Consider the following 26116-nt stretch of genomic DNA (forward strand, 5'->3'; position numbering starts at 1 on the left):
ATGGCCTCCATCACCACCTGGACCCGGCTCGAACCCCGCGCCCGCTCCGGCGACCTGCGCCCGGCCACCGAGGCGCAACTGCACGACCCGCTGTGGTCGCTGGGCAGGCAGTGGCAGTTCGGCGAGTTCCTCGGCGACGACGCCGGTTCGCCGGTGTGGGTGCGCGTGCGCGGCACGGCGAGCACGGTGACCGCGTTCAGGGCGGGTTCCGCCCCGCGCGAGGACTACGACCCGGACGTGCCGCTGGAGGCGGTCGCCGAACGGGAGCAGACCCACCGCACCGACCTGCGCGCCGCCGCCGAGTCCGGGCAGCGGCTGTCCCGGGTGCTCACCGCGGCGGGCCTGCCCGCGGTCGCCGCCGCCGTCCTGCGCGAGTTCCCGATGCCCGCGCCGGGTCCGCACGAGCCGGAGTCCGCGCGCCGGTACCTGGCCGTGCTGGCCGGGCGGGCCGTGCACGGCGACGCGTTCGCCGCCGAGTCGCTGCACCTGGTCCCGGCCGGCACCCTCCCGCCCCGGCTCGGCCTGGACCCGACCGCCACGGCCGCCGCCGTCCCGGTCGTCGAGGAGTGGTTGGCCTGGCACTACGGCAGGCGGCTGCACGGCCCGGAATCGTGGGACCCGACCCGGCTGGAGCACCGCTTCACCGTCGCCGCCAGGGTCGACGGGGCCGAGGTCGCCCTGCGCGCCCCGGAGTACCCCGGCGGGCGGCTGGACTGGCCCGACTTCACCGCGGCGGGCGCGGACGGGCTGGCCCCGGCGGCCAGGCAGGAGAAGGTTGTCTCCACCACCTTCGCCGCGCCCGCCTCCTTCCCCGGGATGCCCGCCCGCCGGTACTGGGAGTTCGAGGACGCCAGGACCACCATCGGCGGCGTGGAGGCGGCCCCGGAGGACCTGGCCAGGATGCTGCTGGCCGAGTTCGCCACCGTCTACAGCTCCGACTGGTACGCCGTGCCCCTGGACGTGCCGGTCGGGTCGCTGACCAGGCTGACCTCGGTCGTCGTCGCGGACACCTTCAGCTCCGTCCTCGGCGGCCCCACCCTGGCCCCGCTGCCCGGCACGGGCAAGGGCGACGCCCACTGGTCGCTGTTCACCCTCAGCACCACCTCCGGCGGCAGGCTGCGGGCGCTGTTCCTGCCCCCGTCCACCGGCCGCGGCCTCGACGGCGAACCGGTCGAGGAGGTCCTGTTCGCCCGCGACGAGGACGCCAACCAGGCGTGGGCGGTGGAGAAGAAGGTCACCGACGCCATCGGCGGCGCGCTCGACCGGACCGGGGAACCGTTCACCCCGCACGTCCCCGGGGCCACCGAGGCCGGGGCGCTGCGCTACCGGCTGGCCACCGCGGTCCCGGTCAACTGGATTCCGATGCTGCCGGTGGAGACCCGCCCGGGCGCGGTCGTGCTGCGCAGGGCCCACCTCGTCCGCCACCACCCGGACGGCACGCAGGAGGAGGTCGCGCCACTGGGCGAACTGCTGTCCGCCACGCACGACGTCCGGGAGGAGGAGATCCCGCGCGAGGGCGCCCAGGTCACCCGCGCCACCCAGTACACCCGCGGCGCCGACGGCAGGCACCACCTGTGGACCGGCCGCCGCAAGCGACCCGGCACCGGGGAGTCCGCCAGCGGGCTGCGGTTCGACTCGCTGCTGGACTGAACCGGGCGGGGCACGAACGGCGCGGGCGGGCGACTCCGACCGCTCGAACCGCCCGCGAACCCCGGGGCCGCGCGGCTCACCCCGCACGAGCCCGGGGTTTCGCATGTGGACAGACCCCGGACGGGTGGCCCGCCCGGCCCCGGCGGACGAGGAGCGCTCGCGGCGGCACCGCGCATGCCGGGGCGAATCACCTGATCGAGGGTGTGGCCCGCCCCGGGCCGGGATCGGTGCGGCGGCGCCCCCTAGGATTCCCGGGTGACCGCCTACGACGTCGACCCGTTCGAGCACCTGGACGCCTCCGCGCTGCCGCTGCGCCAGCAGCAGATCCTCGCCACCATCCAGGACTGGGCGGTCCGCCACGGCCACTCCCCCAGCACCCGCGAGATCGGCGACGCCGTCGGCCTGCGGTCGTCGTCCTCGGTCTCGAGGCACCTGGCCAGCCTGGAGGAGCGCGGGTTCCTGCGCCGCGGCGGCGCGGTGTCGCGGCCGATCGACGTGCGGGGGTTCCTGCGGGAACCGCGGGCCGAGCGGGCCGAGGAGTCGGTGCCGGTGCCGGTGGTCGGGCACATCGCCGCGGGCGCGCCGATCACCGCCGACGAGCACGTGGACGACGTGCTGCACCTGCCGCGCGGGCTCACCGGGCGCGGGACCGTCTTCGGCCTGCGGGTGCGCGGGGACTCCATGGTCGACGCGGCCATCTGCGACGGCGACGTCGTGCTGGTGCGGCAGCAGTCCGAAGCGCACTCGGGGCAGATCGTCGCGGCGATGATCGACGACGAGGCCACCGTCAAGGTGTACCGGCGCAGCGGCGGTCACGTCTTCCTGGAGCCGCGCAACCCCGCCTACGACGTCCTCGACGGCGACCGGGCCGTGGTGCTGGGCCCCGTCGTCACGGTGCTGCGCAGCGTCTGACCCACCGCGTCCGGGCGGACCCCGACCAGCCAAAGGTCCACAGAGGACAAATCAGACCGCCGCGGGTCAGATCGCCTGCGGCGTGCGCGGCGCCTCGGTGGGCAGGCGGGTCCGCCTCAGGTGCTCGGCCTCGGCGGTGCGCCCCTGCTCCCGGTACGCCACCAGCGCCTCCCGCCACGCGGCGTTCGCCAGGTCGGTGCGGTGCAGCGCCGCGTAGGTGTCGCCCAAGCCCTCCAGCGGTTCGGTGACCTGGTAGTCGTCCCCCAGCGAGCGGAAGGCGTCGATCGCCGCCCGGTAGTGGCCCAGGGCCTCCTCGTACCGGCCGGTGTGGTGGGCGATGCGCCCCAGGGTCGCGCTGACGTCGGCGATGCCGTGCCGGTGGTCGTGCGCGCGGAACAGCGCCAGCGCGGCGTCGGCCGCGGTCTCGGCCTCGGCGTACTCGCCGAGTTGGGCGTGGAACCAGCCCATCCCGTTGAGGATGTCGGCCTCCAGCACGGGTTCACCGAGGTCGCGGTAGGTGTGGCGGAGCCGGTCCAGGTGCTCCAGGGCCTCCCGGGTGTGGCCGAGTTCGCCGAGCGTCCACACCAGGACCCGGCGGGTGTCGGCCTGGCCCCGGGGGTCCTGCTCCCGCTCGGCCAGGGCGAGGCTGGTCTCGAGGTGGCGCGAGGCGTCCTCGTGGGCGGCCAGGCGCGAGTGCGCCTGCCCCAGGTAGCGGTGGGCCATGGCCTGCGCCGCGGTCGTCCCCGCCTGCTCTGCCGCGCGCAGGCCGAGGGTCCAGCAGGTCAGCACGTCGTGCATCCGCCCGTGCCGGAAGTGGAAGGTGTCCAGCGCCCAGGCCAGTTGCCAGACCGCGTCGTGCCTGCCCCGCTCGACCGCCCACCGCTGGATGGCCAGCAGGTTCGGGTGCTCGGCGGCGAACCAGCGCATCGCCGCCTCGTCGTCGGCCGGGGTCGTCGGCCCGCTGCGCGGGTCGGGCGGGCCGGGGTCCACCGGGTGGCGGTGCGTGGCGAGCACCGACTCCGCGGCGCAGGCGCTGTGCAGGTAGTGGTCGAGCAGCCGGTCCACGGCCGCGGCCGTGTCGGCGGCGGAGGTGGCCCGCACCCGTTCGCCCGCGTACTGGCGCAGCAGGTCGTGCATCCGGTACCGGCCGGGGGCCGACACCCCGATCAGCGACGCCTGCGCCAGGCCGCGCAGCACCGCGGTCGCCTCGGCGGGGGTGACCCCGAGCAGGCCCGCCGCGGCCGGGACGCCGATGTCGGCCCCCGGCGCGGTGCCGAGCAGCTCGAAGGACTCGGCCTGCTCGGCGGTCAGGGCGCGGTGCGACCAGGACAGCACGGCGGGCAGGCTGGCGGTGGGGTCGTCGTCGTCGAGGGCGTCGAGGCCCGCCTCGCGCAGCTCGGTGGCGAGGTCGGCCAGCGGGACCAGCGGGCGGATGCGGCAGCGCCCGGCGATGATGCCCAGGGCCAGCGGGAGCCCGCCGCACCGGGCCACGATCTCGTCCACCGCCTCGGGGGCCGCCGCGGTGCGCGCGGCACCGAGCCGGGCGGTCAGCAGCCTGCGCGCCTCCCCGTCGGGGAGGGCGTCGAGCGGCAGGTGGTGGGCGCGGTGGGCGGTGAGCAGGCCGGGCAGCGAACCGCGGCTGGTGACCACGACCGTGCACGTCTCCCCGCCGGGCAGCAGCGGGACGACCTGCGCGCTGTCGACGGCGTTGTCCAGCACCAGCAGCATCCGCTTGTCCGCGACCAGGCTGCGGAACAGCGCCGTCCGCCCGTGCGGGTCGGTGGGGACGCGGTCGGCGCGGGTGCCGAGCGCCTCCAGGAACCCGCGCAGCGCCACCTGCGGGGCCATGGGGTCCTGGTCGGGGCTGAACCCGCGCAGGTCCACGAACAACTGCCCGTCCGGGAACCGGTCCAGGGCGCGGTGGGCCCAGTGCAGCGCCAGCCAGGTCTTGCCGATGCCCCCGGTCCCGGCGACCACGACGACCCCGCCGTCCTCGGCCCCGCCCACGGCGGCGTCCAGGGCGGCGAGGGCGTCCGCGCGGCCCGCGAACGGCGCGGGCCGGGCGGGGAGCTGCCGGGGGACCGCAGGCGCGGTCCGCGCCTCGGGCTGCTCGGCCCCGTCGGTGAGGATGCGCTGGTGCAGGGCGGTGAGCGCGGCACCGGGGTCGACACCCAGCTCCTCGACCAGCCGCACCCGGAACCGCCGGTAGTGGTTGAGCGCGTCGGCGGTGCGGCCGTCGCGGTGCAGCGCCCGCATGAACTGCCCGGCGACTCGCTCGTCCAGCGGGTGCTCGACGACCCGCGCGGACAGCTCGGCGACCAGCGCGTCGTCGCGCCCGCCGAGCCGCAGCCGGGCGTCGGTCAGGTCGCACTCGGCGCCGAAGCGCACCCGGTGCAGGCGGTCGCGCTCCTCGGCGGCCCACTCGCCGTCCAGGCCGGTCAGGGCTTCCCCGCGCCACAGCTCCAACGCCGAGGTCAGCAGCTCGGCGGCCTCCTCGGCGTCACCGGAGGCCGCCCGCGCACACAGGTCGTTGAAGCGCCGCAGGTCCACCGTGACGTGCTCGTCGAGCAGCACGAACCCGCCGGAGCGCCGTTTGATGTCCGCCCCGGTCCCGGCGAACGCGGTGCGCAGCCGCGACACGTAGCTGGCGAGGGTCTTGCGCGAGGTGGACGGCGGGTCGACCCCCCACACCCGGTCCACCAGTTGCTCGTCGGACACCACCCGGCCCAGGTCGACGGCGAGGGCGGCCAGGACGCAGCGCTGCTTGGCGGCGCCGATGTCGACCGGGCGCCCGTGCGCGCTCGCCCCGACCTCGCCGAGCAGGCCGATCCGCACCGCCATACTCCCCCCGAGTGGATCGGAGCCCAGACCCACCGACACCGGGCGATCCCCTCGGCACCTCCCACGGGTGGGGTGCCTCGCACGGCGAGCGGTGACACGCAGCGGCCGCTGCGCCGCCCATGATGCCGGCGCCGAGCAGGTCGGCGGACAACCGCCCCGCCGGTCCCGCGCCGAACGCCGGGGAAGCCCCGCGGTGCGACCCCGCCGCCCGGCGCCGGGATCAGGTCCGGCGCCGCCCCGATCACCGGTTCTCCGTCGGGGACGGGAAATCTGGTGTGGCAGGAATGCGCATCAGCGGCAGGCTCCGGCCAAGACCAGCTCAGCGGCTCGTGAAGCTGTGCCGGTAGGACTGCGGCGTGGTGCCGACCACCCGGCGGAACCGGTCGCGGAACGCCGTGGGGGAACCGAAACCGACCTGCGCGGCGATCCGGTCCACCGGGTGCCCGGTGACCTCCAGCAGGTGCTGCGCCGTGCGCACGCGGGCGCGCAGCAGCCACTGCAACGGCGTGGTCCCGGTCTGCTCGCGGAAGCGGCGGTTGAGCGTGCGCACGCTCATCCCCGCGTGCGCGGCGATGCCCTCCACGGACAGCTCGCGCGCGCAGTTCTCCTCCAGCCACCGCAGCACCGGCTCCAACTCCGAACCCCGGGGCGTGGGCGGCTGGTCGTGCACGATGAACTGCGCCTGCCCGCCCTCCCGCTCCAGCGGCATCACCGACAGCCGCGCGGCGTCGGCGGCCACCGCCGAACCGTGGTCGCGCCGGATCAGGTGCAGGCACAGGTCCAGGCCCGCCGCCGCGCCCGCCGAGGTGAGGAACTGGCCGTTGTCCACGTAGAGCACGTCCGGGTCCACGTCGATCCCGGGGTGCCGGGCGGCCAGCGCGCCCGCCGCCACCCAGTGCGTGGTCGCCCGCAGCCCGTCCAGCAGGCCGGTCTCGGCCAGGGTGAACGCGCCGGTGCAGATCGTGGCGATGCGGGTGCCCGCACCCGCGGCCGCGCGCAACGCGTCCAGGACGTCGTCCGGGGTGGGCAGGATCTCGGCGCGGCCGGGCAGGACGATCGTGTCCGCCTCCGCCAGCGCGTCGAGGCCCCAGGGCGGGGCGAGGGAGAACGCGCCCGCGTCCACGGTCGGGGTGGCACCGCAGACGCGGACGCGGTACGGCGCGCGGCCGTCCGGCAGCCGGGTGCGGGTGAACACCTCGATCGGGGTGGCCAGGTCGAAGGGGATGACCCCGTCCAGCGCCAAGACGGCCACGGTGTGCATGGCCCCAGCCTAGGGGCCGGAACCGGACGTTGGCGAGAACCCGTTGAAAGCTGGCATTCCAGCCACTGCCACCCGGCACCCACCGTGGTTAGCGTGGCGCCATGCTCGCTCAGATCGTGTTGTTCGACGGGTTCGACCCGCTCGACGTCATCGCCCCCTACGAGGTCTTGGCCGCCGCCGCCCTCGTCGCCGACCGGGGTTTCGAGGTGGAACTGGTCGCCGCCGGGGGACCGCGCGAGGTGCCCAGCGGCCTGGTCCCGCTGACCCTGCGCGCCACCGCCGCCCTGGACCCGCGGCGGGCGGACCTCGTCGTCGTGCCCGGCGCGCTCGGCAGCTTGGCGGACCCAGGCGGTGGCGAGCCCACCGAGGACAGCATCCCGGTGCTGCTCGGGCGCACGCTGACCACCGGCCTGCCCGCGCTGCTCGAGGAGGCCCTGGACCGCGAGGGCGTCACCGTGGCGACGGTGTGCGGCGGGTCGCTGGTGCTGGCCATGGCCGGGCTGATCGAGGGCCGCCCGGCGACCACGCATCGGATGGGCCTGGGCATGTTGACCGCCGCGGGCGTGCGGGCACTCGACGTGCGCGTGGTCGACGACGGCGACCTGGTCACCTCCTCATCGGTCACCTCCGGGCTGGACCTGGGGCTGTACCTGCTGGAGCGCGAACTCGGCCCCGAGGTGGCGATCGCGGTGGAGGAGCTGATCGCCCACGAGCGCCGGGGCACGGTGTGGCGGGCTGCCACCGGCCGCGCGCCGGGTGCGGGGGTCGACGGCCACCGGGTGGCCTCGGCATGACGAAGTTCCTGCTGTCCGTGCACGTGCTGGCCGCGATCATCGCGGTCGGCCCGGTCACCGTGGCCGCCAGCATGTTCCCGGCCGCCACCCGCCGCGCCCTGGCCGCACCCGGTCAGGAGCGGGAGGTGGCCGTGCTGCGCACCCTGCACCGCGTGTGCCGGGTGTACGCCGCGATCGGCATCGCGGTGCCCGCGTTCGGCCTGGCGACCGGGAGCAGCCTCGGCGTGCTCGGCGACCCCTGGTTGGTCGTGTCCATGGCGCTCACCGCGCTGGCCGCCGCCACGCTGGTGCTGCTGATCCTGCCGCGCCAGGCCGAGGTCCTGGACGCCGTGGCCGCCGCCGACCACCCGGTGCCCGCCCGGCTGCCCGCGCGGCTGGCCATGCACACCGGCGTGTTCAACCTGCTGTGGGCGACGGTCACGGTCCTGATGGTCGTCCGCCCCGGCTCCACCACGGGCGCCTGAGCGCCGGCCCGCTCACCCCAGCAGCCGCCAGCCCCGCTGGATCGAGCGGCGGCACCGGTCCGGGTCGTCTCCGGTGTGGACGAACAGGGCGGTCAGCAGCGGGACGCCGTTGTCGAGCGCCGGGCGGGGCAGCGGGCCGTTGGCCACCAGGGAAACCAACCCGTGCGCGATGGTCCAGCTCCGGGTCGCCACGTCCAGCGGAACGGTGTCGGCGTGGAAGCGCCCGACCCCCCTGGCCCGGTCGGCGGCCCGGACCAGGTGTTCCAGGGTCGCGTCGGCGGCGGCGAGGTCCTCGAGGTCGAAGTTCGCGTCGAACATGACCCGGTACAGGTCGGGGTGGCGCAGGGCGTTGCCGAGGTAGGCGGCGACCAGCGCGGTCAGGTCCGCGACCGGGTCCCGGGTCGTGGCCACCGCGGCGAACTCGGCCGCCAGTCGGGTGAAGCCCTCCTGGCGCAGGGCCATCCACACGCCGTCCATGCCGCCGAAGTGGGTGTAGACGGCCATCGTGGACACCCCGGTGCCCGCCACCAGCGAGCGCAGGGTGATCGGCTCGCGGGTGCGCAGCATGTGCGCGGCCCGCTCGATGAGCAGGACGCGCACCGCGGGGTCCTTCGTCCTCGCCATGCCCGCACAGTACATGGCATTGCAATGCTATGTTTCAGGTGAACCCGACCCGACGCGAGGAGACAGCATGCCCATCACCCTGGTGAACCCCGACGGGCTGCCGGAGGTCGACCTCTACCGGCAGGTGTCGGTCGCCACCGGCTCGAAACTGGTGTTCACCGCCGGTCAGATCGCCCGGGATGCCGACGGGAACAAGGTCGGCGAGGGCGACTTCGCCGCCCAGGTCGAGCAGTGCTACCTCAACGTCGACACGGCCTTGGCGGCGGCGGGCGCCACCTTCGACGACGTGGTGAAGCTGACCGTCTACCTGGTCGACTGGACCCCCGACAAGATGCCCCTGTTCGCGGCGGGGGTCGCCCGGGCGGCCGAGAAGCTGGGCGTCACCCCGGCGGCCCCGCTCACCGGTGTGGGCGTCGCCGCGCTGGCCGAGCCCGACGTGCTGGTGGAGGTCGAGGCCACCGCCGTCCTCGACTGAGCACCGGGGCGGGACCGGCCGGTCCCGCCCCGAGGACGTCAGCGCTCGACGGGAACGCGCTCGTTGGGCACGCAGTGGGTCATGGTGTGCCCCTCGACGTCGCGCGGGCCGTTCTTGCCCAGGTTGGCGGCCCTGGCCTTCTCCTCATCGGACAGCCGCTGGGTGGGCAGCGGCTCCAGGTGGCGGACGTCGTCGGGGCTGATGCCCAGCCCCTCGCCGACGCGCAGGCCCAACTCGTCCTCGGCCATCAGCAGGTGCCACACCATGCGCTCCTGGACGGGGCGGTCGCACTGGCCCAGGGCGTCGACGAGGTTGGCGACCAAGTCGTCCCGCTCCCACTCCTGCGAGAGGCGGAAGCGCTCACCGGGCTGGGCGTAGTCGTTGGTGCGCGGGATGCGCTTGCGGGTCAGCCTGCCGGTCAGCTCCGGCCCCTGCTCGTCGTGCGCGGGGTACTCGCCCTCGCGGAGGCCGCCGAGGATCGACGGTTCGTAGTTGACGTGCGGGTTCTGCCCCTCGCCGAGGTCGACACCGTAGGCCATCTGACCGTCGCGCTGGTTGGTGGCCACGCGGGTCCTGGGCGCGTTGACCGGCAACTGGAGGTAGTTGGGCCCGACGCGGTAGCGCTGGGTGTCGCTGTAGCTGAAGGTGCGACCCACCAGCATCTTGTCGTCGGAGAAGTCCAGGCCGTCAACGAGCACGCCGGTGCCGAACGCGATCTGCTCGTTCTCCAGGAAGAAGTTCTCCGGCGCGCGGTCGAGGACCATCCGGCCCACGGCGCGCAGCGGGAACAGCTCCTCAGGCCACGCCTTGGTGTCGTCGAGCGGGTCGAAGTCGAGTTCCGGGTGGTCGTGGTCGTCCATCAACTGGACCTTCAACTCCCACTCGGGGTACTCACCGCGCTCGATGGCCTGGTAGAGGTCCCGGGTGTGCGAACCGAGGTCGTTCGCCTGCACGTTCGCCGCGTCGGCGGCGGTGTGGGACCGCACCCCCGACTTCGGTGACCAGTGGTACTTCACCAACACGGTGTCCCCAGCCTGGTTCACCCACTTGTAGGTGTTCACCCCGAATCCCTGCTGCGTTCGGTAACTGGCCGGAATCCCCCGCGGACTGAACACCAGAGTCACCATGTGCAACGCCTCAGGCGTCTGGCTGATGAAGTCGAACACCCGGTTGGGGTCCTGACGCTCGAAGGTCACCGGGTCCGGCTTCTGCGAGTGGATCAGGTCCGGGAACTTGATCGCGTCCCGGATGAAGAAGACACCGAGGTTGTTGCCCACCAGGTCCCAGTTGCCGTCCTCGGTGTAGAACTTCACGGCGAACCCCCGGGGGTCCCGCGCCACCTCCGAGGAGTCACGACCACCCGCCACGGTCGAGAACCGAACCGCCACGTCGGTGCGCTTCCCCTTCTCCTGGAACAACTTCGCCCGGGTGAACTTCGCCACGGGCTCGTCCCCCACGGTGCCGTACGCCTCGAAGTACCCGAAGGCGGTGGCCCCCCGCGCGTGCACCACCCGCTCGGGGATGCGCTCCCGGTCGAAGTGGCTGATCTTCTCCAGGAACTGGTAGTTCTCCAGCGTGGCGGGCCCACGGGCGCCGACGCTCCGCTGGTTCTGGTTGTCGTAGACCACGTGTCCTTGGCGGTTGGTCAGCACCGGCCGCCCGGAATCGGACGGCTGCTGCTGGGAGGACGCGGACGTCATGGTGTTCCCTTCACACTGATCGTCTTCTGCGGTCTGACCCGTCCCCCGACACCTACCACGCCGACCGCGCACGGCCACCCCGCCCCGCCGACCATGTCCCCCGGCCAACCCTGCGACAACCCGCCCCGGTGGCTAACCTCCCCCCCATGGACCTGACCGAAGAAGAACTCCACTTCCTCCAGTCGATCCTCGACCTCGCCCGCCAGGGCGAAGCCGAAGCCCTGGCAACCGCCATCGACTCCGGAGTCCCCGCCAACCTCACCAGCGGCGCGGGCGACTCACTGCTCATCCTCGCCGCCTACCACAATCACCCCGAAACCGTCCGCGTCCTGCTTGAACGAGGAGCAGACGTCTCCAGGGTCAACGACCGAGGCCAAACAGCCCTCGGCGCCGCAGTCTTCCGCCGCAACCCCACCAGCGTCGACCTGCTCGTGGCCGCAGGCGCCGACCCCGACCAGGGAGGGCGATCAGCCCGCGACATCGCCCAATTCTTCGAACTCCCGGAAATGCTCGCCCTGCTCCCCTCCTGACCCCCACACTCGCGCACCCAAGCCCCCACCAATCCCTCGCCAACTTCTCTCCGCAAACCCGACCTCGTGGTCACGCCAGCGGACGCCAAGTGGCGGCGGAAATACACCCGATGCCCGAGCCGACACACAACAGCGCGCAAAGTCGCATCCTCCAGTCGCACAGTGAGGCCGAATTGGTGAACCGGTGCCAGACACCGCTCGCGCGTTGCACACCACTTTCAAATCGACTCGGCCGCATCCAGCGTGATGAACCAAGACCAACTGGCCAGCCCTGGCGCAAGCAACGCCCACTTGACGCATATGACCGCAAGCTGTGATCACGCCAGCATGCACCGAACCCAACACAGAGAGTGATCACCTCGTTACACTGCACCCAATCCAGTCGAGAAGTGATGCGAAAACCGCCCTCGCTCACCTAAACCCGCAGGTCAAGAAGTGTCCTCCCCGCGCGAGCGGGGCTGTTCCCCAGTGCGACGCCTGGTGGTGCTGGCAGGCCGGGTCCTCCCCGCGCGAGCGGGGCTGTTCCTGGGACGCCGCCTGCCGCACCGCGATTGCCGTCCTACCCGCACAGGCGGACCGTTCCCACGACTGCCCCTGACCACCGCGCCCACCCGTTACAGGTGGGCCACGGCGGTACCGTGGAGTGTGATCGTGTGGTTGAACGGCCCCTTCGGGGCGGGCAAGACGAGTGCGTCCCGTGAGTTGACCGAGTTGCTGCCGCGGGCGCGGGTCTTCGATTCCGAGGAGGTCGGGTTCATGTTGCGGCACGTGTTGACCGAGCCTGTAGCCGACTTCCAGGACTGGCCCGCGTGGCGGGCGCTGGTGGTGCACACCGCCGCCGAGGTGCTTTCCCAGGTGGGTGGCACGCTGGTCGTGCCGCAGACGGTGTTGGACCGGAGCTATGCCGAGGAAATCTTCGCGGGGCTTCGCGGGGCTTCGCGGGCGCGGGATTCCCGTTGTGCACGTGGTGTTGCACGTCGAACTGGGGGAGTTGGTTCGGCGGATCACCCGGGATGAGGTTGAGGTGGGGGCGGTGCGGTGGCGGTTGGACCACGTCGGACCGTACTTTGAGGCGTTGGGGTGGTTGTGTGGGGCGGCGACGGTTGTTGACACCACCGTGCTTTCGCCTCGGGAGACGGCGGTGCGGGTTGCGGGTGTGGTGTCCGCACGGGACGGCGAGTAGTCGCGGTGGGGTTGAGCTGCGGCCATGGGTGGTTCTTCGCAGTTGATCAGTCGGAGCTGCACGACGGGGTGGGCCGACTGGATTCACGGTGAGCTGTGGCTTTCGCCCACCGCGCTGGTCCGGCGGCGCTTGAGCTTCAACGCCAGCAGGGCCAACGGGTACGGGCCGTCGGTGTCGGACCCGCTGCCCGTTGTGCCCGCGGCTGACCTCGACCGCGGGCGGGTGCTCGCCGAGCACCGGACGAACAAGGTCATCGCGTTCGGGGACGTGGGCAGCGCGACCCTGTTCCGGGGGCGGACCGCCCACGGGCTCAAGGTGGTCATGGTGGGCGGTGAGCGGCACAAGCTCCTGTGGTTGGTCCGAGATCCGGCTTTCGCGATCCTGTCGGGGGCACTCCCCGCGCAGCTCGGCAGCCGGGTGTCTTTCCGCTGATCCGCACAACCGAACCGTCCGGCGGTGTGGTCCGGTGGCCCGCCGTGGTTTGCTCTTGACCGCACCCACTCCGCGGACCCAGGAGGCGGCCATGCGGGACACCCTCACACACTCCTACCTGTTCCTGCGCCGCGCGATCGGCGTCATCGGCTTGGCGCTGCCCCTGGTGCTCATCGTCGGGGGCGTGGTCGTCGACGGTGGTCTGCTCAGCTCCATCAGCGGCTACTACCACGGTTCCCTCCGGGACGTCTGGGTCGGGAGCATGTGCGCGGTGGGTGTCTTCCTGCTCTCCTACCGCGGTTACGGGCGCGTCGACGACCTGGTGAGCAACGTCGCCGCCGTGGCCGCCGTCGGTGTCGCGCTGTTCCCCACCACCCCGTCGGACCCGGTCGGGTCCGATCGTTTCGTCGGTGTCGCGCACCTGGTGTTCGCGGGTGTCTTCTTCCTCGCCCTGGCCTGCTTCTGCCTCGTCCTGTTCCGCAAGTCCGACGACCCCGCCCCCTCGCGCCGCAAGCTCGCCCGCAACCGCGTGTACCTCACCTGCGGCCTGGTGATCGTCGGGAGCCTGCTGCTGATCGTGCTCTCCGGGCCCCTGGGCATCCCCGGTTCCCTCCACCCTGCCCTGTGGCTGGAGACCGCCGCCATCTTCGCCTTCGGCCTCGCCTGGTTGACCAAGGGCGAGGCAATACTGGCCGACCTCGACCGCTGACCCGGCAGGCGGGCCGTCGTCGCGGGAACGAGCCGATCGACCTGCGGAACACGTGCCTGGTGGAGAGCGACCTGGTCAATGCGGGCCGGGCGGATTGGGCGGAATGGGGGCTGTTGTTAATGCCTGTGAACGGGTGAGGATCGCCGCGGTGGTCGCTGTCCGGCGGCTCCGAGGACGAGGGGGCGCTCGTGCGCGGTCGGTTGGTGGCGCTGGTCGCCGGGGTTCTGGCGGTGTTCGGGTTGGTGTCGGTGCCCGCGGTGGCGGCTCCGGCGGTGGACATCGCCGATCGGTTGCGGGCGGTGCCGGGGTTGACGGTGGTGGAGTCGCCGACGCCGCCCGCCGGGTACCGGTTCTTCCTGTTGACGATCACGCAGCCGGTGGACCACCGGGTGCCGCGCGGGGCGACGTTCGAGCAGCGGTTCCAGTTGCTGCACCGCGACACCGCGCGGCCGATGGTGCTGCACACCACCGGCTACAACATGCCCGCGACGGCGTTCCGCTCGGAGCCGACCCGGCTGGTCGACGGCAACCAGATCTCGGTGGAGCAGCGGTTCTTCAGCCCCTCGCGCCCCTCCCCCGCCGACTGGGACGACCTGGACATCTGGCAGGCCGCCACCGACCACCACCGGATCGTGGCGGCGCTGGAGCCCGTCTACTCGGCGAAGTGGATCTCCACGGGGGCCAGCAAGGGCGGCATGACCTCGGTCTACCACCGCCGCTTCTACCCCTCCGACGTGGACGGCGTGGTCGCCTACGTCGCCCCCAACGACCGGCTGAACGACCTGGACTCCGCCTACGACCGGTTCTTCGACACCGTCGGCACCCCCGAGTGCCGGGCGAAGCTGGACGACGTGCAGCGCGAGGCGCTGCTGCGCAGGCCGGAGGTGCTGGCCAGGTACCAGGCCGCGGCCGACGCCGGTGGCTGGACCTTCGACCAGGTCCTGGGTTCGATCGACAAGGCCTACGAGATGACCGTGCTCGACACGGTGTGGGCGTTCTGGCAGTACTCCACCGTCGCCGATTGCGCCTCGGTGCCCGCCAGGACCGCCACCACGGACGAGCTGTACGCGTTCATCGACGGCGTGGCCGGGTTCTCCTTCTACACCGACCAGGGCGTCACCCCGTACTCGCCGTACTACTACCAGGCCGCGACCCAGTTGGGCTGGCCGTCGCTGCGGTTCGAGCACCTGCGCGGGCTGACCCACTACCGGGACTTCTACCAGGCCAACTCGAACCTGCCGCCGTCGCTGCGCTCCCGGCACAACCCGCTGCCGATGCTCGACGTGGACGCCTGGGTGCGCACGCGGGCCAGTGAGATGCTGTTCGTCTACGGCGCGAACGACCCGTGGGGCGCGGAGCCGTTCCACCCCAGCCGCCGCGATTCGTACTCCTACACCGCGCCGGGCGCCAACCACGGTGCCAACATCGCCGCCCTGTCCCCCGCCGACCGCGACGCCTCCACCGCGGCGCTGCTGCGCTGGGCGGGGGTGTCAGCGCCGATCGCGCGGGCGGCGGAGCTGCCGGTCGGGGCCCTGGACCTGGCCGAGCCGCGCATGGAGCGCCGCCCGCTGTAGGGGGTGAGCCCGCCTCCTCCGCGACGGCGAGCGCCCGCCCCGGGTACTCGGTGGTCCGCCGGTCGAGGTCACGAAGGCATTGCGGGAACTGCTGTTGCGCTGAACCAGCCCGCGGGGAGCCGATAGCGTCCGACCATGCAGTCACCGTGGAGGGCGGCGCCCAGGGCGGCCGGGTCGAGCCCGCTGACCGTGCTGGTGGCCGTGGTGGCCGGGCTGCTGCTGAGCTTCGTGGGCGCGGCCGCGGTGCTGCACGCGGACTCGGCGGGCAACGCGGCGATCGACTACCAGGCGGGCAGGCTCTGCCCGCAGAGCGTGTCGGCGGTGTTCGACGGCGGCGGGCTGACCGCCGCGGAGGCCGAGCGGGTCGTCGACGTGGTCGGCGAGCAGGCGCGGGCGGCCGGGGCGGGCACGCCGCTGGTGGCGCTGTACTCCTCGGTGCGGCAGAACGACTTCGACGGCAAGCACCCGTGGTCGCGGTTCGGCTACCGGGACGGTGCCATGGACAACGTGACCGTGCTGGAGGGCGGGTCCCGCGACGGGCTGTGGGTGCCGCAGAGCGTGGCCCGCGACGGGGGGATCACCCTCGGCTCGCGCGGCCTGGGCGGCACGTTGCCGCCGGTCACGGCCATCTACGCCGACGTGGCCGACCCGGTGTCGGACTACTGGTGCGCGGAGCGGCAGCGGATCGTGCCGAACCCGCTGGCCGCCGAGGGGGCGACGGCGGCGCCGATCTGGTTCCCCGACCGCGCCCGGTTCGCCGCCTACCTCGACCGGGAGCAGGCGGGTGGGGGCGCGGCGCTGTCGGTGCGGTTCCCCCGCCCGGTGCCGGGGACGGTCGACGACGCCGCGTCCGTGGTCGCGGTGGGCGCGGACCTGATCTCCCGGGTCAAGGGCACGCTCGAGGCAGAGGGAGTCGGGCAGACCGTGACCGGGTCGAACTACCTCGCCAAGCCGGTGGAGGTGGCCGGGAAGGCGTCGTCGACGGTGTGGTCGGCCGTGCTGCCGCTGACGGTGATCTCGCTGCTGGTGGGGTTGGCCGGGGTGGCGGCGGTGACCGGGCAGTGGTGCCAACGCAGGCAGGCGGAGCTGCGGCTGCTGTGGGCGCGCGGCGCGGGACCGGCCGCGCTGGGCGGTCGGGCGGTGCTGGAGCTGGCGGCGCCGCTGCTGGTGGGCGCGGTGGCCGGTTTCACCCTGGCCAGGGTGGCGCTGTCGGCGTACGCGCCGTCGCCGCTGCTCAACGGCGGGACGGTGGGGACCGCGCTGCTGCTGGTGGCGGGCGTGTTCCTGGCGTCGCTGGCCGTGGTGGCGGTGGTGACCGGGGTGCGGGTGCACCGGACGTTGCAGGCCCCGGGCGGGCGGAACCGGGCGCGGGTGCCGCGGTGGGTGCCGTGGGAGCTGCTGGCCGCCGTGGCGGCGTACCTGACCTGGGCGCGGGTGCGGTCGCAGCCGGTGGAGCTGGCGTTCGCGCAGCCGCTGCCCAAGACGGCGGAGGCGGCGGGGTTGGCGTTCCCGCTGCTGGTGGTGCTGACGGTGGCGCTGGTGGCGGTGCGGCTGGCGCGCTGGGGGCTGGCCGCGGCGCACCGGGTGCGGTGGTGGCGGGTGCCCGCGGCGCAGTTGGCGGTGCGCCGGTTGGCCGCCGCGACCGGGTCGGCGGTGGGCATCCTGCTGGTGGGGGTGCTCGCGGTCGGCACGCTGACCGTCGGCGTGGGGGTCGCCGACGCGCAGGACGAGGCGTTGCGGACCAAGTCGGGCCTGTTCGTGGGCGCGGAGTCGGTGGCGCAGGTCCCGCGCCGGGTGGCCGAGGCGGGGCTGCCCGCCGACCTGGCCGAGCACGCGACCGTGGTCGGGGTGGTCAAGGCGAAGCAGGCGACGGTGCTGCTGGTGGACCCGGCGACGTTCACCCGGGGCGCCTGGCTGGGCGACCGCGACGCCGGGCAGGTCGCCGCGGCGCTGGCGGAACTGCGGCCGGGGCAGGCCCTGCGGGTGGGCGCCGCGCCGGGCGGGTCGGTGGAGCTGCCGTGGGTGGGCCGGGTGCGGACCGTGGCCGAGGCCGCGTCGTTCCCGCTGATCGGCTCCGGGGCGGGCTACGTGGTGACCTCGGTGCCCGACCCGCGCGACGTCGCGGTGTGGCAGGCGTGGTCGGCCGAGCCGGTGCAGCGGCTGACCGCCGGGCTGGGTGCGGCCGGGATCGACTTCTTCAGCCCGCGCGGCCGGGCCGGGGCGCTCGACGGGCTGCCGTTCCTCACCGTGACCTGGACGTTCGACTTCGTCACCGCCCTGGGGTTCGTGCTGGCCGTGGTGGCCGCGGCGGCGCTGGTGCTGGCGGTGGAGGTGCGCAGGCGGCAGAACGCGCTGGCCGGGGCGCTGGCCACGCGGATGGGGCTGCGCCGCGGCGCGCTGGTGCTGAGCCACCTGGTGGAGCTGGGGTCGCTGGCGGGGGTGTCGGTGCTCGCGGGCAGCGCGGCGGGCTGGGTGTGCGCGGCGGTCGCGGCACCGCTGCTGGACCCGTCGCCGTGGCTGCGGCCGATCGCGTCGGCGCCGGACCTGCTGGGGCTGGTCGGGCTGACAGCGGGGGCCGCGGCGGCGGTGGTGGGGTTGATCTGCCTGTCGGCGGTGCGGTCGGTGACCACCGCCCGAGTCGGGGAGCTGATCCGTGGCTGAGCTGTACGAGGTGCGCGGGGTGGGCGTGGACTACCGCACCCCGGCGGGGGTGGTCTCGGCCGTGCGCGGGGTGGACCTCGACGTGCCCGCCTCGGGGATCACCGTGCTGGCGGGGCCGTCGGGGTCGGGCAAGTCGACGCTGCTGCGGGTGCTGGGCCTGATCGACCGGCCGACCGCGGGCACGGTGGTCCTCGACGGCGCGGACGTGGGCGGCCTGTCCCACAAGCGGCGGCGAGCGCTGCGGCGCGACCGGATCGCCATGGTGTTCCAGGCCCCACCGGACAACCTCATCGGCCACCTGAGCGTGGGCGGCAACCTGCGCGCCGCGGCCGAGTCGGCGGGGCGGGAGACCGACCTGGGGGTGCTGGAGTGGCTGGGCATCCCGGGCACGCGGTCGTGGCGGGTGGAGGCGTTGTCGGGGGGGCAACAGCAGCGGTTGGCGTTCGGCTGCGCACTGGCCCGCTCACCGTCGGTGGTGCTCGCCGACGAGCCGACGTCGCAGTTGGACTCCGCGTCGGCGCTGCTGGTGCTGGACGTGCTGACCGGCTTGACCGAACGGGGTGTGCCGGTGGTGGCGGCCTCGCACGACAGCGAGCTGGTCGACCGCGCCGACCGGGTGGTCCGGCTGCGCGAGGGGGAGGTCGTCGGATGAGCCCGGTCCTGTCCGCCCGCGGGGTGACCCGCTCCTACGACCACCCCGAGGGCGCCGTCGAGGTGCTGCGCGGGGTGGACCTGGACGTGGCCGCGGGTGAGGTCGTGACGGTCTCGGGGCGCTCCGGTTCGGGCAAGAGCGCCCTGTTCGCGCTGCTGTGCGGCTTCGACCGGCCGGACGCGGGCACGGTGGCGGTGGGCGGCGCCCCGCTGCCCGCGGTCCCCGCGTGGGGCGACTGCGCGGTGCTGCCGCAGGCGATGGGGCTGGCGCACGAGCTGACGCTGGCGGAGAACGTGGCGCTGCCGCTGCGGTTGGCCCGCCGGACCGGTGTGGACGACCGGGTGGCGGAGCTGCTGGCGGAACTGGGGATCGGCGAGCTGGCCGACCGCTACCCGCCGGAGGTCTCCTACGGCCAGCAGCAGCGGGCGGCGCTGGCCCGCGCGGTGGCGATCCGCCCCCGGGTCCTGCTGGCCGACGAACCCACCGCGCACCTCGACCACGGCAGCGTCCCGGCGGTCCTGGGCCTGTTGCGCCGTGCGGCGTCGGAGGGCACGGCCGTCCTGATCGCCACCCACCACGACCTGGTGCACGCGATCGCCGACCGCCGCCTGGCCATCGTCGACGGTCGGCTCACCACGACCGGGTGAGCCCCTGCCCGTAGGATCGTCGGCGATGCGACGGTACCGATGGCACATCTCCGTGCTGCTGCTGGTTGTCCTGCTCGTGGGCTCGTTCCTGGTGATCGGCGGTCCCGACGACCCACCCGCGCCCCGCCCGCCCGACGGCGCCCCCCGGGTGGTGGTGGCGATGGGCGACAGCACGGTTTCCGGCGAGGGCGCCGGGGACTACGAGGAGGGCACCGACGGCGAGGACGGCGACTGGTGCCACCGCTCGGCGAACGCCTCGATCCACCACACCGGCCTGACCGACGTGGTGGAGGCGGTCAACCTGGCCTGCTCCGGGGCGCCGTCGGCGCAGGTGGGCCTGGGCGACACCGAGCAGTACACCGAGGGGTCGCAGGCGCAGCGGCTGCGCGCCGTCGCCAGGGACAAGCGGGTCGTGGCCATCCAGGTCGCGGTCGGCGCCAACGACGACCCCGGCTTCTCCCACGTCCTCGACGGCTGCGTGCAGGCCTGGTTCGACCGGGGCAAACCCGGCTGCGCCACCACGAACGACGACTGGCAATCCAAAGTGGACAAAATGGTCACCAAGGCCACCCGCGCCCTCGCCGACATCCGCTCGGTCATGCTCGACGCCGGTTACCAACCCACCGACTACGCGCTCGTGCTCCAGTCCTACGCCGCCCCGGTGGCCCCCGGGGCCCGACCGGAACTGCTCAACCTCAACGGGTGCCCGCTGCGCGCCGAGGACCTGCGGTGGGTCAGCGAGACAGCGGTGCCGGTGATCACCGAGGGCGTGCGCCGGGTGGCCGGGGAGGCCGACGCCCGCTTCCTGGACCTGTCCCGGGCGGGGGTGGGCCGCGAGGCGTGCTCGCGCACCGACCCGGGGCAGGAGTGGTTCGCCCGCCTGGCCGTGCGCTGGTCGGACCTGCAGGACGACGACCGCGCCGGGCACGCGTTGCAGGAGTCGTTCCACCCCAACGCCGCCGGGCACGCCGAGTTCGGCCGCTGCCTGGGCGAGTTCCTGCGCACCACCGACCGGGCCGCGGCCTGCCTGCCCGGCGCGGACGGCCGCTTGCACCCGGCGCCCACCAAGTTCTGACCAGTCAGTGGCTAGTCTCGAACGCATGGACCCCTACCGCGAACTGGGCGTGGGCTACTCGACCGTGCGGCGACCGGACCCGAGGATCGCGCGGGCGGTGTGGGCGGCGCTGGGAGACGCGCGGAGCGTGCTGAACGTCGGCGCGGGCGCCGGTTCCTACGAGCCCGCGGACCGGGCGGTGCTGGCCGTGGAACCGTCGGCGGTCATGGTGCGGCAGCGGGGAAGCGGGGCGGCGCCGGTCGTGCGCGGGGCGGCGGAGGCGCTGCCGGTGCGGGGCGGGTTCGACGCGGCGATGGCGCTGCTGACCGTGCACCACTGGCGGGACCTGGCGGCCGGACTGGCCGAGCTGCGCCGGGTGTCGCGGCGGCAGGTGGTGCTGACCTGGGACGTCGAGGTGATGGCCCGGCAGTGGATGATCGCGGAGTACTTCCCGCAGGTCGCCGAGCGCGAACGCGGACTGGCGACGCTGGACGCGGTCGTCGCCGGGTTCGGGGGTGCGGCGGAGGTGCGGCCGGTCGAGGTGCCGTGGGACTGCTCGGACGGGTTCCTCGCGGCGTACTGGCGGCGGCCGGAGGCGTACCTGGACGAGCGGGTGCGGGCGGGGATGTCGGGGATCGCGCGGTTGCCGCCGGAGGTGGCGGCGGCTGGGATGGCCCGGTTGGCCGGGGACCTCCGGTCTGGTGCCTGGCACCGCAGGCATGGGGGTTTGCTCGGTCGGGAGCAGCTTGACGTGGGCTACCGGCTGGTGGTGGCGTCCTGACCTGGGGGCTTGCGGTTGGGCTGCGTGCTGGGCGCCGCTGAGTTTTTTGTTCCGCCCGGGAGTTCGGCATGAGTGCCCGGCTGGGTGGCCTCGGTCCCTGAGGCCGGGGGGTGGGCTGTGAGCAGCGGCACCGGGATTTCGGGAAAACCGCAGCTAGGATCGGTTCAGTTGAGGTGCGGACCGGTTGAGGAGCGGTGCATGGCGGTGGTGGTCGAGGAGCCCGCGTTGAGCAGGCGGGGTGTCGCGGCGGCGATGGTGGCGTTGGGTCTGGGCGGGTTCGGGATCGGGACGACCGAGTTCGCCACCATGGGCCTGCTGCCGCAGATGGCCGACACGTTCGGCATCTCCATCCCCTCCGCCGGGCACGCGATCAGCCTCTACGCGCTGGGGGTGGTGGTCGGGGCGCCGCTCATCGCGGGCTTGGGTGCCAAGCTGCCGCGCAAGGGCCTGTTGATCGTGTTGGTGCTCGGCCTTGCCGTGGGCAACGGGCTCTCCGCGATCGCCTGGGACCCCACCTCGCTGCTGGCGGCGCGGTTCCTCGCCGGGCTGCCGCACGGTGCCTACTTCGGGATCGCCGCGGTGGTGGCCAGTTCCCTGGTGCCCCCGCAGCGGCGGGGGACGGCGGTCGCCCGGATCATGATCGGCTTGACCGTGGCCAACCTGATCGGTGTCCCGGTCGCCACCGCGGCCGGGCAGCGGATCGGGTGGCGGGCGGTGTACCTGGCGGTGGCGGTGATCGCGGTCGCCACGGCGGTGGCGTTGTGGCGCAAGCTGCCGCACACCCCCGCCCCGCGCGATGCCGGGGTGGCCGCGGAGCTGCGGGCGTTCCGCCGCCCGCAGGTGTGGTTCGCCCTGGTCACCGGCATGGTCGGCTTCGGTGGCATGTTCGCGGTGTACTCCTACGTCTCCCCGCTGACCACCGAGGTGGCCGGGCTGTCGGCGGGGGCGGTGCCGTGGGTGCTGGCGGTGTTCGGCCTGGGCATGACCCTGGGCGCCACCACCGGCGGTCGCTTCGTCGACCGGTCGGTGATGGGCGCGGTGTTCGGCTCGCTCGTGGCGACGACCGCGGTGCTGGTGCTGTTGGGCCTGACGGCGTCGGTGCCGGTGCTGGAGTTCGCGGCGGTGTTCCTGCTCGGGTTCGTCTCGCAACTGCTGGCCTCGGCGTTGCAGGTGCGGCTGATGGACGCCTCCCCGGACGCGCCGTCGCTGGCGTCGTCGTCGAACCACTCGGCGCTCAACGTGGCCAACGGTGCGGGGGCGTGGCTGGGCGGTCTGGCGATCGCGGCCGGGTGGGGGTACGCCTCGACCGCGTGGGTGGGGGTGGCGCTGAGCGTGGCGGGCCTGGCGGTGGCCGCCGTGTCGGTGGCGGTGGAGCGGCGGAGCCGGGTCTCGGTGTGATGTGGTGGGGTCGTGCGGTGCGAGGTGGTGTTGGTCCGGCACGCGGAGTCGGTGGTGCCGCGCGCGGGTGGACCGGACGAGTTCCGGCGGCGTTGACCGCGGCGGGGTCGGCGCGGGCCGAACTGCTCGTCGATGAGTTGGCGCTGACCGGGGCGGCGGCTGGGCCGATCCGGTCGGGTGGGGAGAGCCTGGCGCAGCTCACCGAGCGGGCCACGTCAGCGCTGGGCGTGGCGGTGTCGGGTCAGCTCAGCCGGTGGCGGGGCAGCGTTCTCGGAGAGTGAGGACGCCGTCGCCGTCGAGGTCGTCGCAGAACGCGGCGCGGCCGGTCATGGCCATGACGAGGGCGAGGGTGGGGCCGGTGACGCGGGGGCCGGTGCCGGTGGTGAACGGGCCGTCGGTGGCGGTGAGGCGCAGGCCGGTGACGCGGCCCTTGGCGAGGACCACCTGGTCTGAGCGGGCGTAGTGGTCGGCGACCGCGGTGAGGGTGTCGATCGGGTGGGCGCGGCGCAGGCCGAGGGGGCGGCGGATGTCCGCGCCGTGGACGACGGTCTCGCCGAGCATGGCGAGCACCGGCAGCGGGGGTTTGGTGGTGCTGGTGGTGACGGCGCGGAAGCGGGCGAGGGTGTCGGTGGGCGTGGCACCGAGGTGTTCGGCCAGGCGCAGGGCCACCTGGCGGTCGAAGTCGAAGCGGCAGCGGATGACGCCCACCAGCCACCGGGGTCCATTCAGGCTCGCCCCGGCGGTGAGGTGGGCGAGGACTTCCCGCACGGTCAGGCCGGTGCACAGCGACGGGGTCCGCCACTGCTCGTCGTCCAGGTGGGCCAGGTCGGCGGCGAGGGCGGCGCGTTCGGCGTGGATCAGCGCCCAGAGGGGGTTGGCGGTCACGGGGCCTCCTTGTGTCGTTGCCCGGTGGGACTGCCGGGGCGCGGCGGATTCATCGCCGGTGGAGCCGCGCTGTGACGGCCGGTCGACCCGGTCGCGCCGATCCGGGGTTCGCGGGGTGCTGGACGTCGGGTGTGCGCGGTCCGGGGGTCAGCGCAGGCGGATGTGGCGCAGGCCGGTCCAGGTGCGCCTGCCCCAGGCGCGCAGCGGGCCGTCGGGGTCGGGGGACAGCCGCAGGCCCGCGCCGTGCGCGGTGTGCTCGGCGACCTGGGCGGTGGTGAGGTCGTCGGTGTGCAGGTGGACGGCGAAGTCGGGGTGGGCGAGGGCGTCGAGGCAGCGGTCGAGGGCGGCGACGGCGAAGGACTCGCGGCGCAGCGCCCGGTCGCGGCCCAGCAGCGCGGCCAGGGTCGGGCCGTGGACGCGTTCGCTGAGGCGGCGCAGCACCGTCTCGCGGGTGGCGAGGAGCGCGACGTGGTGGACCGGGTGGCCGAGGGCGCGCAGGCGGCCGACCGTCTCGGCGAAGTGGCCGCGGTCGACGACGGTCATGGGGGCGATGACCGGGCCGTCGTGGTGGGTGAGGACGTGGTCGAGGACCTCGACGACGCCCTGGCGCCAGGCGGGGTGGTCCTGAAAGTCGCCGCGCAACCGGCGGGGGGTCATCCGGTGCAGGCCGAACCCGACCTCCTCCGGGTCGCACACGACCGCGCCGGGCAGGCGGCGGCGCAGGTGGTACGCGGTCTGGGTCCTGCCGCCGCCGAACGGGCCGTTGATCCACACGAGCACACCGTCCACGGTATACACAGCGGCATGGCGGACAGCGACATGGCGGACAGCGGTGTGGAGGTCACAGAGCTGGACCTGCGCGACGACCGGGTCGCCGCGCGGGTGCACGCCGTGGGGTTGCGGGCCTACCGGGTGGAGGCGGACCTGATCGGGTTCGACGGCATCCCGGCGCTGGGTGAGTCGGTGGCGCGGATGCGGGCGCTGCCGCTGCGGTGGCTGGGGGTCGCGGCACCGGAGCCGGTGGCGTTCCTGGCCTACACCACCGACGACGTGGTCGACGTGGACCGGTTGTGCGTGGACCCCGACCGGTTCCGCCGCGGGTTGGCCCGCGCCCTGCTGACCGCCCTGCTGGAACGCACCACCGGCGACGTGGTCGTGTCCACCGGAGCGGCCAACACCCCGGCAATCACCCTGTACGAACGAGCAGGCTTCACCCGCACGGGCACCGTGTCACCCGTTGCGGGGCTGACAATAGCCACGTTCCGCCTACAGCGCGGGTGAACGCCCCTCGTACGGGGTGGACAGCACGACGGTCGTCCGGGTCGACACCTTCGCCGATTCGCGGATCTTGCGGAGCAGCTCCTCCAGGTCCGCCGGGGTCGGCACCCGCACCAGCAGCACGTAGGACTCGTCGCCCGCCACCGAGTAGCAGGACTCGATCTCCGGGATGTGCTCCAGGCGCTGCGGGTAGTCGTCGGGGGCGGCCGGGTCGATCGGGGTCAGGGAGATGAGGGCGGTCAGCGGCAGTCCGATGGCGTGGCTGTCCAGGCGGGCGCTGTAGCCGCGGATGACCGAGCGCTGCTCGAGCCTGCGGACCCGCTGGTGCACCGCGGACACGCTCAGGCCCACGCGCTCGGCGAGGTCGGTGAAGCTGCACCGGCCGTCGGCGGCCAACTCGCGGGCGATCGCCTTGTCCAACGGTTCCAGCTCGGCCATCAGCCCAGCACCACCAGCTCGTGCGGACGGGTGTTGAGCGGTTCCACGCCGGTGTCGGTGACGACCACGATGTCCTCGATCCGCGCACCCCACCGCCCCGGCAGGTACACCCCGGGCTCCACGCTGAACGCCATCCCCGGCTCCAGCACCAACTCGTTGCCCGCCACGATGTAAGGGTGCTCGTGCACGTCGAGGCCGATGCCGTGCCCCGTGCGGTGGATGAAGAACTCCGCGAGCCCCGCATCGGCGAGCACACCACGACCGGCGGCGTCGACCGACTCGGCACTGACCCCCGGCCGCACCGAGGCAACCGAAGCCGCCTGCGCCCGCCGCAGCACCTCATAGGACTCGACCACATCAGCATCACGCGGCTCACCGACGGCGTAGGTGCGGGTGCTGTCGGAGCAGTAACCGCTGGGCAGCGGCCCACCGATGTCGACGACCACCACGTCCCCAGCGGTGATCACCCGATCGGACACCTCGTGGTGCGGGCTGGCCCCGTTGGGCCCGGAGCCGACGATGACGAACTCCGCACTCGCGTGCCCCTCGGCGACGATCGCCGCACCGATGTCGGCGGCCACCTCGGCTTCGGTGCGCCCGGCGCGCAGCCACTCCCCCATCCGGGCGTGCACCCGGTCGATGGCCGCCCCGGCCCGCCGCAACTGCTCGACCTCGGCCGCGTCCTTGCGCATCCGCAGCCCGCGCAGCACCGGCCCCGCCAACGCCTGCTCGGCCCCGGGCAGGGCACCACGCAACCCCAACACGTGCACAGCGGGCAACATGTCGCCCACAGCCACCACACCCGGTCCCCCGACCAAGCGGGCGACGAGGCCGTACGGGTCCTCCCCGTCGACCCAGGTGGCGGTGTCGACGCCGAGACCGGGCAGGTCGTAGGGGTCGTAACCGGCGGCCTCCAGCTTGGGCACCACCAGCACCGGCTCCCCCTCGGCGGGCAGGACTAGACCGGTGAAGCGCTCGTGGGACACCACGGTCCCGCCGAGCAGGTACCGCAGGTCCGACCCCGGGGCGATCACCAACGCCCCCACCCCGGCCTCGGCGGCAGCAACCCGGGCCCGGTCCAGGCGGCCCCGCAACAGCTCGGCACTCGACATGCCACCAAGCCTAGGGCTTACCCACGCCCCCGGCCCACCACCCCGAACCCGCCGCGCTGAC

26 protein-coding genes are annotated in these 26116 nt (G+C 73.8%); 18 read left to right on the top strand and 8 right to left on the bottom strand.

Annotated elements, in window-relative coordinates; all coding sequences use genetic code 11:
- Both UO65_RS23895 and lexA read left to right on the top strand, forming a co-directional pair.
- On the top strand, window positions 1–1650 hold the full coding sequence (locus UO65_RS23895; protein WP_035286479.1) for a hypothetical protein: 1650 nt from the start codon (window positions 1–3) through the stop codon (window positions 1648–1650).
- Window positions 1651–1905: 255 nt separating this feature from the next.
- Window positions 1906–2562, top strand: coding sequence for a transcriptional repressor LexA (gene lexA / locus UO65_RS23900; RefSeq protein WP_035286481.1), 657 nt, complete (start codon window positions 1906–1908; stop codon window positions 2560–2562).
- A gap of 66 nt (window positions 2563–2628) precedes the next feature.
- Here lexA and UO65_RS23905 read toward each other — a convergent pair whose 3' ends face one another.
- Together UO65_RS23905 and UO65_RS23910 are read right to left on the bottom strand one after the other, a co-directional pair.
- Complete coding sequence (locus UO65_RS23905) at window positions 2629–5403, bottom strand: AfsR/SARP family transcriptional regulator (protein ID WP_035286484.1); 2775 nt, start codon at window positions 5401–5403, stop codon at window positions 2629–2631.
- A gap of 319 nt (window positions 5404–5722) precedes the next feature.
- Window positions 5723–6664, bottom strand: a complete 942-nt coding sequence (locus UO65_RS23910; protein WP_035286485.1) for a GlxA family transcriptional regulator — start codon at window positions 6662–6664, stop codon at window positions 5723–5725.
- 101 nt (window positions 6665–6765) lie between these two features.
- On the opposite strand from UO65_RS23910, the gene UO65_RS23915 reads away from it, so the two are divergent.
- Both UO65_RS23915 and UO65_RS23920 read left to right on the top strand, forming a co-directional pair.
- Window positions 6766–7458, top strand: coding sequence for a DJ-1/PfpI family protein (locus tag UO65_RS23915; protein ID WP_035286486.1), 693 nt, complete (start codon window positions 6766–6768; stop codon window positions 7456–7458).
- On the top strand, window positions 7455–7922 hold the full coding sequence (locus tag UO65_RS23920) for a DUF2269 family protein (RefSeq protein WP_035286487.1): 468 nt from the start codon (window positions 7455–7457) through the stop codon (window positions 7920–7922). The genes UO65_RS23915 and UO65_RS23920 overlap by 4 nt, the downstream gene beginning before the upstream one ends.
- 12 nt (window positions 7923–7934) lie before the next feature.
- Here the strand turns inward: UO65_RS23920 and UO65_RS23925 are convergent, their stop codons facing one another.
- Window positions 7935–8546 carry a TetR/AcrR family transcriptional regulator gene (locus tag UO65_RS23925; protein WP_052021701.1) on the bottom strand — a complete coding sequence of 204 codons (612 nt, stop codon included), beginning with the start codon at window positions 8544–8546 and terminating at the stop codon, window positions 7935–7937.
- A gap of 67 nt (window positions 8547–8613) precedes the next feature.
- On the opposite strand from UO65_RS23925, the gene UO65_RS23930 reads away from it, so the two are divergent.
- Window positions 8614–9021, top strand: coding sequence for a RidA family protein (locus UO65_RS23930; protein ID WP_035286490.1), 408 nt, complete (start codon window positions 8614–8616; stop codon window positions 9019–9021).
- 38 nt (window positions 9022–9059) lie between these two features.
- Here UO65_RS23930 and UO65_RS23935 read toward each other — a convergent pair whose 3' ends face one another.
- Window positions 9060–10721 (bottom strand): catalase, encoded by a 1662-nt coding sequence (locus tag UO65_RS23935; protein WP_035286491.1) that lies wholly within the window; start codon window positions 10719–10721, stop codon window positions 9060–9062.
- A 146-nt stretch (window positions 10722–10867) separates the two neighbouring features.
- Between UO65_RS23935 and UO65_RS23940 the strand changes: the two genes are divergently transcribed.
- The 12 genes from UO65_RS23940 to UO65_RS23995 all read left to right on the top strand — a co-directional run bounded on the left by UO65_RS23940 (window position 10868) and on the right by UO65_RS23995 (window position 22623).
- Window positions 10868–11251, top strand: coding sequence for an ankyrin repeat domain-containing protein (locus UO65_RS23940; RefSeq protein ID WP_035286493.1), 384 nt, complete (start codon window positions 10868–10870; stop codon window positions 11249–11251).
- 645 nt (window positions 11252–11896) lie between these two features.
- Window positions 11897–12268, top strand: coding sequence for an ATP-binding protein (locus UO65_RS23945; RefSeq protein WP_200873444.1), 372 nt, complete (start codon window positions 11897–11899; stop codon window positions 12266–12268).
- A 208-nt stretch (window positions 12269–12476) separates the two neighbouring features.
- On the top strand, window positions 12477–12866 hold the full coding sequence (locus UO65_RS23950) for a hypothetical protein (protein ID WP_146241197.1): 390 nt from the start codon (window positions 12477–12479) through the stop codon (window positions 12864–12866).
- 91 nt (window positions 12867–12957) lie between these two features.
- On the top strand, window positions 12958–13575 hold the full coding sequence (locus UO65_RS23955; RefSeq protein WP_035286497.1) for a DUF998 domain-containing protein: 618 nt from the start codon (window positions 12958–12960) through the stop codon (window positions 13573–13575).
- Between the two features lie 188 nt (window positions 13576–13763).
- Entirely contained in the window at window positions 13764–15149 is a 1386-nt protein-coding gene (locus tag UO65_RS23960) for a S28 family serine protease (protein ID WP_035286498.1), read from the top strand.
- A gap of 135 nt (window positions 15150–15284) precedes the next feature.
- Window positions 15285–17810: a hypothetical protein gene (locus UO65_RS23965; RefSeq protein ID WP_035286501.1), complete on the top strand. Its 2526-nt coding sequence runs from the start codon at window positions 15285–15287 to the stop codon at window positions 17808–17810.
- On the top strand, window positions 17803–18462 hold the full coding sequence (locus tag UO65_RS23970; protein ID WP_035286504.1) for an ABC transporter ATP-binding protein: 660 nt from the start codon (window positions 17803–17805) through the stop codon (window positions 18460–18462). The genes UO65_RS23965 and UO65_RS23970 overlap by 8 nt, the downstream gene beginning before the upstream one ends.
- Window positions 18459–19109: an ABC transporter ATP-binding protein gene (locus UO65_RS23975; protein ID WP_035286506.1), complete on the top strand. Its 651-nt coding sequence runs from the start codon at window positions 18459–18461 to the stop codon at window positions 19107–19109. The genes UO65_RS23970 and UO65_RS23975 overlap by 4 nt, the downstream gene beginning before the upstream one ends.
- 25 nt (window positions 19110–19134) lie before the next feature.
- Window positions 19135–20184 carry a GDSL-type esterase/lipase family protein gene (locus UO65_RS23980; RefSeq protein WP_035286508.1) on the top strand — a complete coding sequence of 350 codons (1050 nt, stop codon included), beginning with the start codon at window positions 19135–19137 and terminating at the stop codon, window positions 20182–20184.
- Window positions 20185–20209: 25 nt separating this feature from the next.
- Window positions 20210–20944, top strand: coding sequence for a class I SAM-dependent methyltransferase (locus UO65_RS23985; RefSeq protein WP_035286510.1), 735 nt, complete (start codon window positions 20210–20212; stop codon window positions 20942–20944).
- 198 nt (window positions 20945–21142) lie between these two features.
- On the top strand, window positions 21143–22342 hold the full coding sequence (locus tag UO65_RS23990) for an MFS transporter (RefSeq protein ID WP_035286512.1): 1200 nt from the start codon (window positions 21143–21145) through the stop codon (window positions 22340–22342).
- A gap of 92 nt (window positions 22343–22434) precedes the next feature.
- Window positions 22435–22623, top strand: coding sequence for a hypothetical protein (locus tag UO65_RS23995; RefSeq protein WP_035286515.1), 189 nt, complete (start codon window positions 22435–22437; stop codon window positions 22621–22623).
- Here the strand turns inward: UO65_RS23995 and UO65_RS24000 are convergent.
- Together UO65_RS24000 and UO65_RS24005 are read right to left on the bottom strand one after the other, a co-directional pair.
- Window positions 22589–23227, bottom strand: a complete 639-nt coding sequence (locus tag UO65_RS24000; protein ID WP_035286517.1) for a maleylpyruvate isomerase family mycothiol-dependent enzyme — start codon at window positions 23225–23227, stop codon at window positions 22589–22591. The two genes, UO65_RS23995 and UO65_RS24000, sit on opposite strands and share 35 nt — an antisense overlap.
- A 147-nt stretch (window positions 23228–23374) precedes the next feature.
- Window positions 23375–24007: an AAA family ATPase gene (locus UO65_RS24005; RefSeq protein WP_035286565.1), complete on the bottom strand. Its 633-nt coding sequence runs from the start codon at window positions 24005–24007 to the stop codon at window positions 23375–23377.
- A gap of 24 nt (window positions 24008–24031) precedes the next feature.
- On the opposite strand from UO65_RS24005, the gene UO65_RS24010 reads away from it, so the two are divergent.
- Window positions 24032–24508 carry a GNAT family N-acetyltransferase gene (locus tag UO65_RS24010; protein ID WP_063936006.1) on the top strand — a complete coding sequence of 159 codons (477 nt, stop codon included), beginning with the start codon at window positions 24032–24034 and terminating at the stop codon, window positions 24506–24508.
- Here the strand turns inward: UO65_RS24010 and UO65_RS24015 are convergent.
- Both UO65_RS24015 and UO65_RS24020 read right to left on the bottom strand, forming a co-directional pair.
- A complete protein-coding gene (locus UO65_RS24015) occupies window positions 24494–24943 on the bottom strand; it encodes an Lrp/AsnC family transcriptional regulator (RefSeq protein ID WP_035286519.1) in 450 nt (149 codons plus the stop codon). The genes UO65_RS24010 and UO65_RS24015 overlap by 15 nt on opposite strands.
- On the bottom strand, window positions 24943–26055 hold the full coding sequence (locus tag UO65_RS24020; RefSeq protein WP_035286521.1) for a M24 family metallopeptidase: 1113 nt from the start codon (window positions 26053–26055) through the stop codon (window positions 24943–24945). Before UO65_RS24020 ends, UO65_RS24015 begins: the two co-directional genes overlap by 1 nt.
- Between the last annotated feature and the right edge of the window lie 61 nt (window positions 26056–26116).

This window comes from Actinokineospora spheciospongiae, assembly GCF_000564855.1.
Classification (GTDB): domain Bacteria; phylum Actinomycetota; class Actinomycetes; order Mycobacteriales; family Pseudonocardiaceae; genus Actinokineospora; species Actinokineospora spheciospongiae.

Excerpts from the sequence above, each read along its gene's own strand:
- UO65_RS23895 (WP_035286479.1), top strand. The coding sequence starts at position 1 with ATGGCCTCCATCACCACCTGGACCCGGCTCGAACCCCGCGCCCGCTCC.
- UO65_RS23905 (WP_035286484.1), bottom strand. The coding sequence starts at position 5,403 with ATGGCGGTGCGGATCGGCCTGCTCGGCGAGGTCGGGGCGAGCGCGCAC.
- UO65_RS23910 (WP_035286485.1), bottom strand. The coding sequence starts at position 6,664 with ATGCACACCGTGGCCGTCTTGGCGCTGGACGGGGTCATCCCCTTCGAC.
- UO65_RS23915 (WP_035286486.1), top strand. The coding sequence starts at position 6,766 with ATGCTCGCTCAGATCGTGTTGTTCGACGGGTTCGACCCGCTCGACGTC.
- UO65_RS23920 (WP_035286487.1), top strand. The coding sequence starts at position 7,455 with ATGACGAAGTTCCTGCTGTCCGTGCACGTGCTGGCCGCGATCATCGCG.
- UO65_RS23925 (WP_052021701.1), bottom strand. The coding sequence starts at position 8,546 with ATGGCGAGGACGAAGGACCCCGCGGTGCGCGTCCTGCTCATCGAGCGG.
- UO65_RS23930 (WP_035286490.1), top strand. The coding sequence starts at position 8,614 with ATGCCCATCACCCTGGTGAACCCCGACGGGCTGCCGGAGGTCGACCTC.
- UO65_RS23935 (WP_035286491.1), bottom strand. The coding sequence starts at position 10,721 with ATGACGTCCGCGTCCTCCCAGCAGCAGCCGTCCGATTCCGGGCGGCCG.
- UO65_RS23940 (WP_035286493.1), top strand. The coding sequence starts at position 10,868 with ATGGACCTGACCGAAGAAGAACTCCACTTCCTCCAGTCGATCCTCGAC.
- UO65_RS23955 (WP_035286497.1), top strand. The coding sequence starts at position 12,958 with ATGCGGGACACCCTCACACACTCCTACCTGTTCCTGCGCCGCGCGATC.
- UO65_RS23965 (WP_035286501.1), top strand. The coding sequence starts at position 15,285 with ATGCAGTCACCGTGGAGGGCGGCGCCCAGGGCGGCCGGGTCGAGCCCG.
- UO65_RS23975 (WP_035286506.1), top strand. The coding sequence starts at position 18,459 with ATGAGCCCGGTCCTGTCCGCCCGCGGGGTGACCCGCTCCTACGACCAC.
- UO65_RS23980 (WP_035286508.1), top strand. The coding sequence starts at position 19,135 with ATGCGACGGTACCGATGGCACATCTCCGTGCTGCTGCTGGTTGTCCTG.
- UO65_RS23985 (WP_035286510.1), top strand. The coding sequence starts at position 20,210 with ATGGACCCCTACCGCGAACTGGGCGTGGGCTACTCGACCGTGCGGCGA.
- UO65_RS23990 (WP_035286512.1), top strand. The coding sequence starts at position 21,143 with ATGGCGGTGGTGGTCGAGGAGCCCGCGTTGAGCAGGCGGGGTGTCGCG.
- UO65_RS24010 (WP_063936006.1), top strand. The coding sequence starts at position 24,032 with ATGGCGGACAGCGACATGGCGGACAGCGGTGTGGAGGTCACAGAGCTG.
- UO65_RS24015 (WP_035286519.1), bottom strand. The coding sequence starts at position 24,943 with ATGGCCGAGCTGGAACCGTTGGACAAGGCGATCGCCCGCGAGTTGGCC.
- UO65_RS24020 (WP_035286521.1), bottom strand. The coding sequence starts at position 26,055 with ATGTCGAGTGCCGAGCTGTTGCGGGGCCGCCTGGACCGGGCCCGGGTT.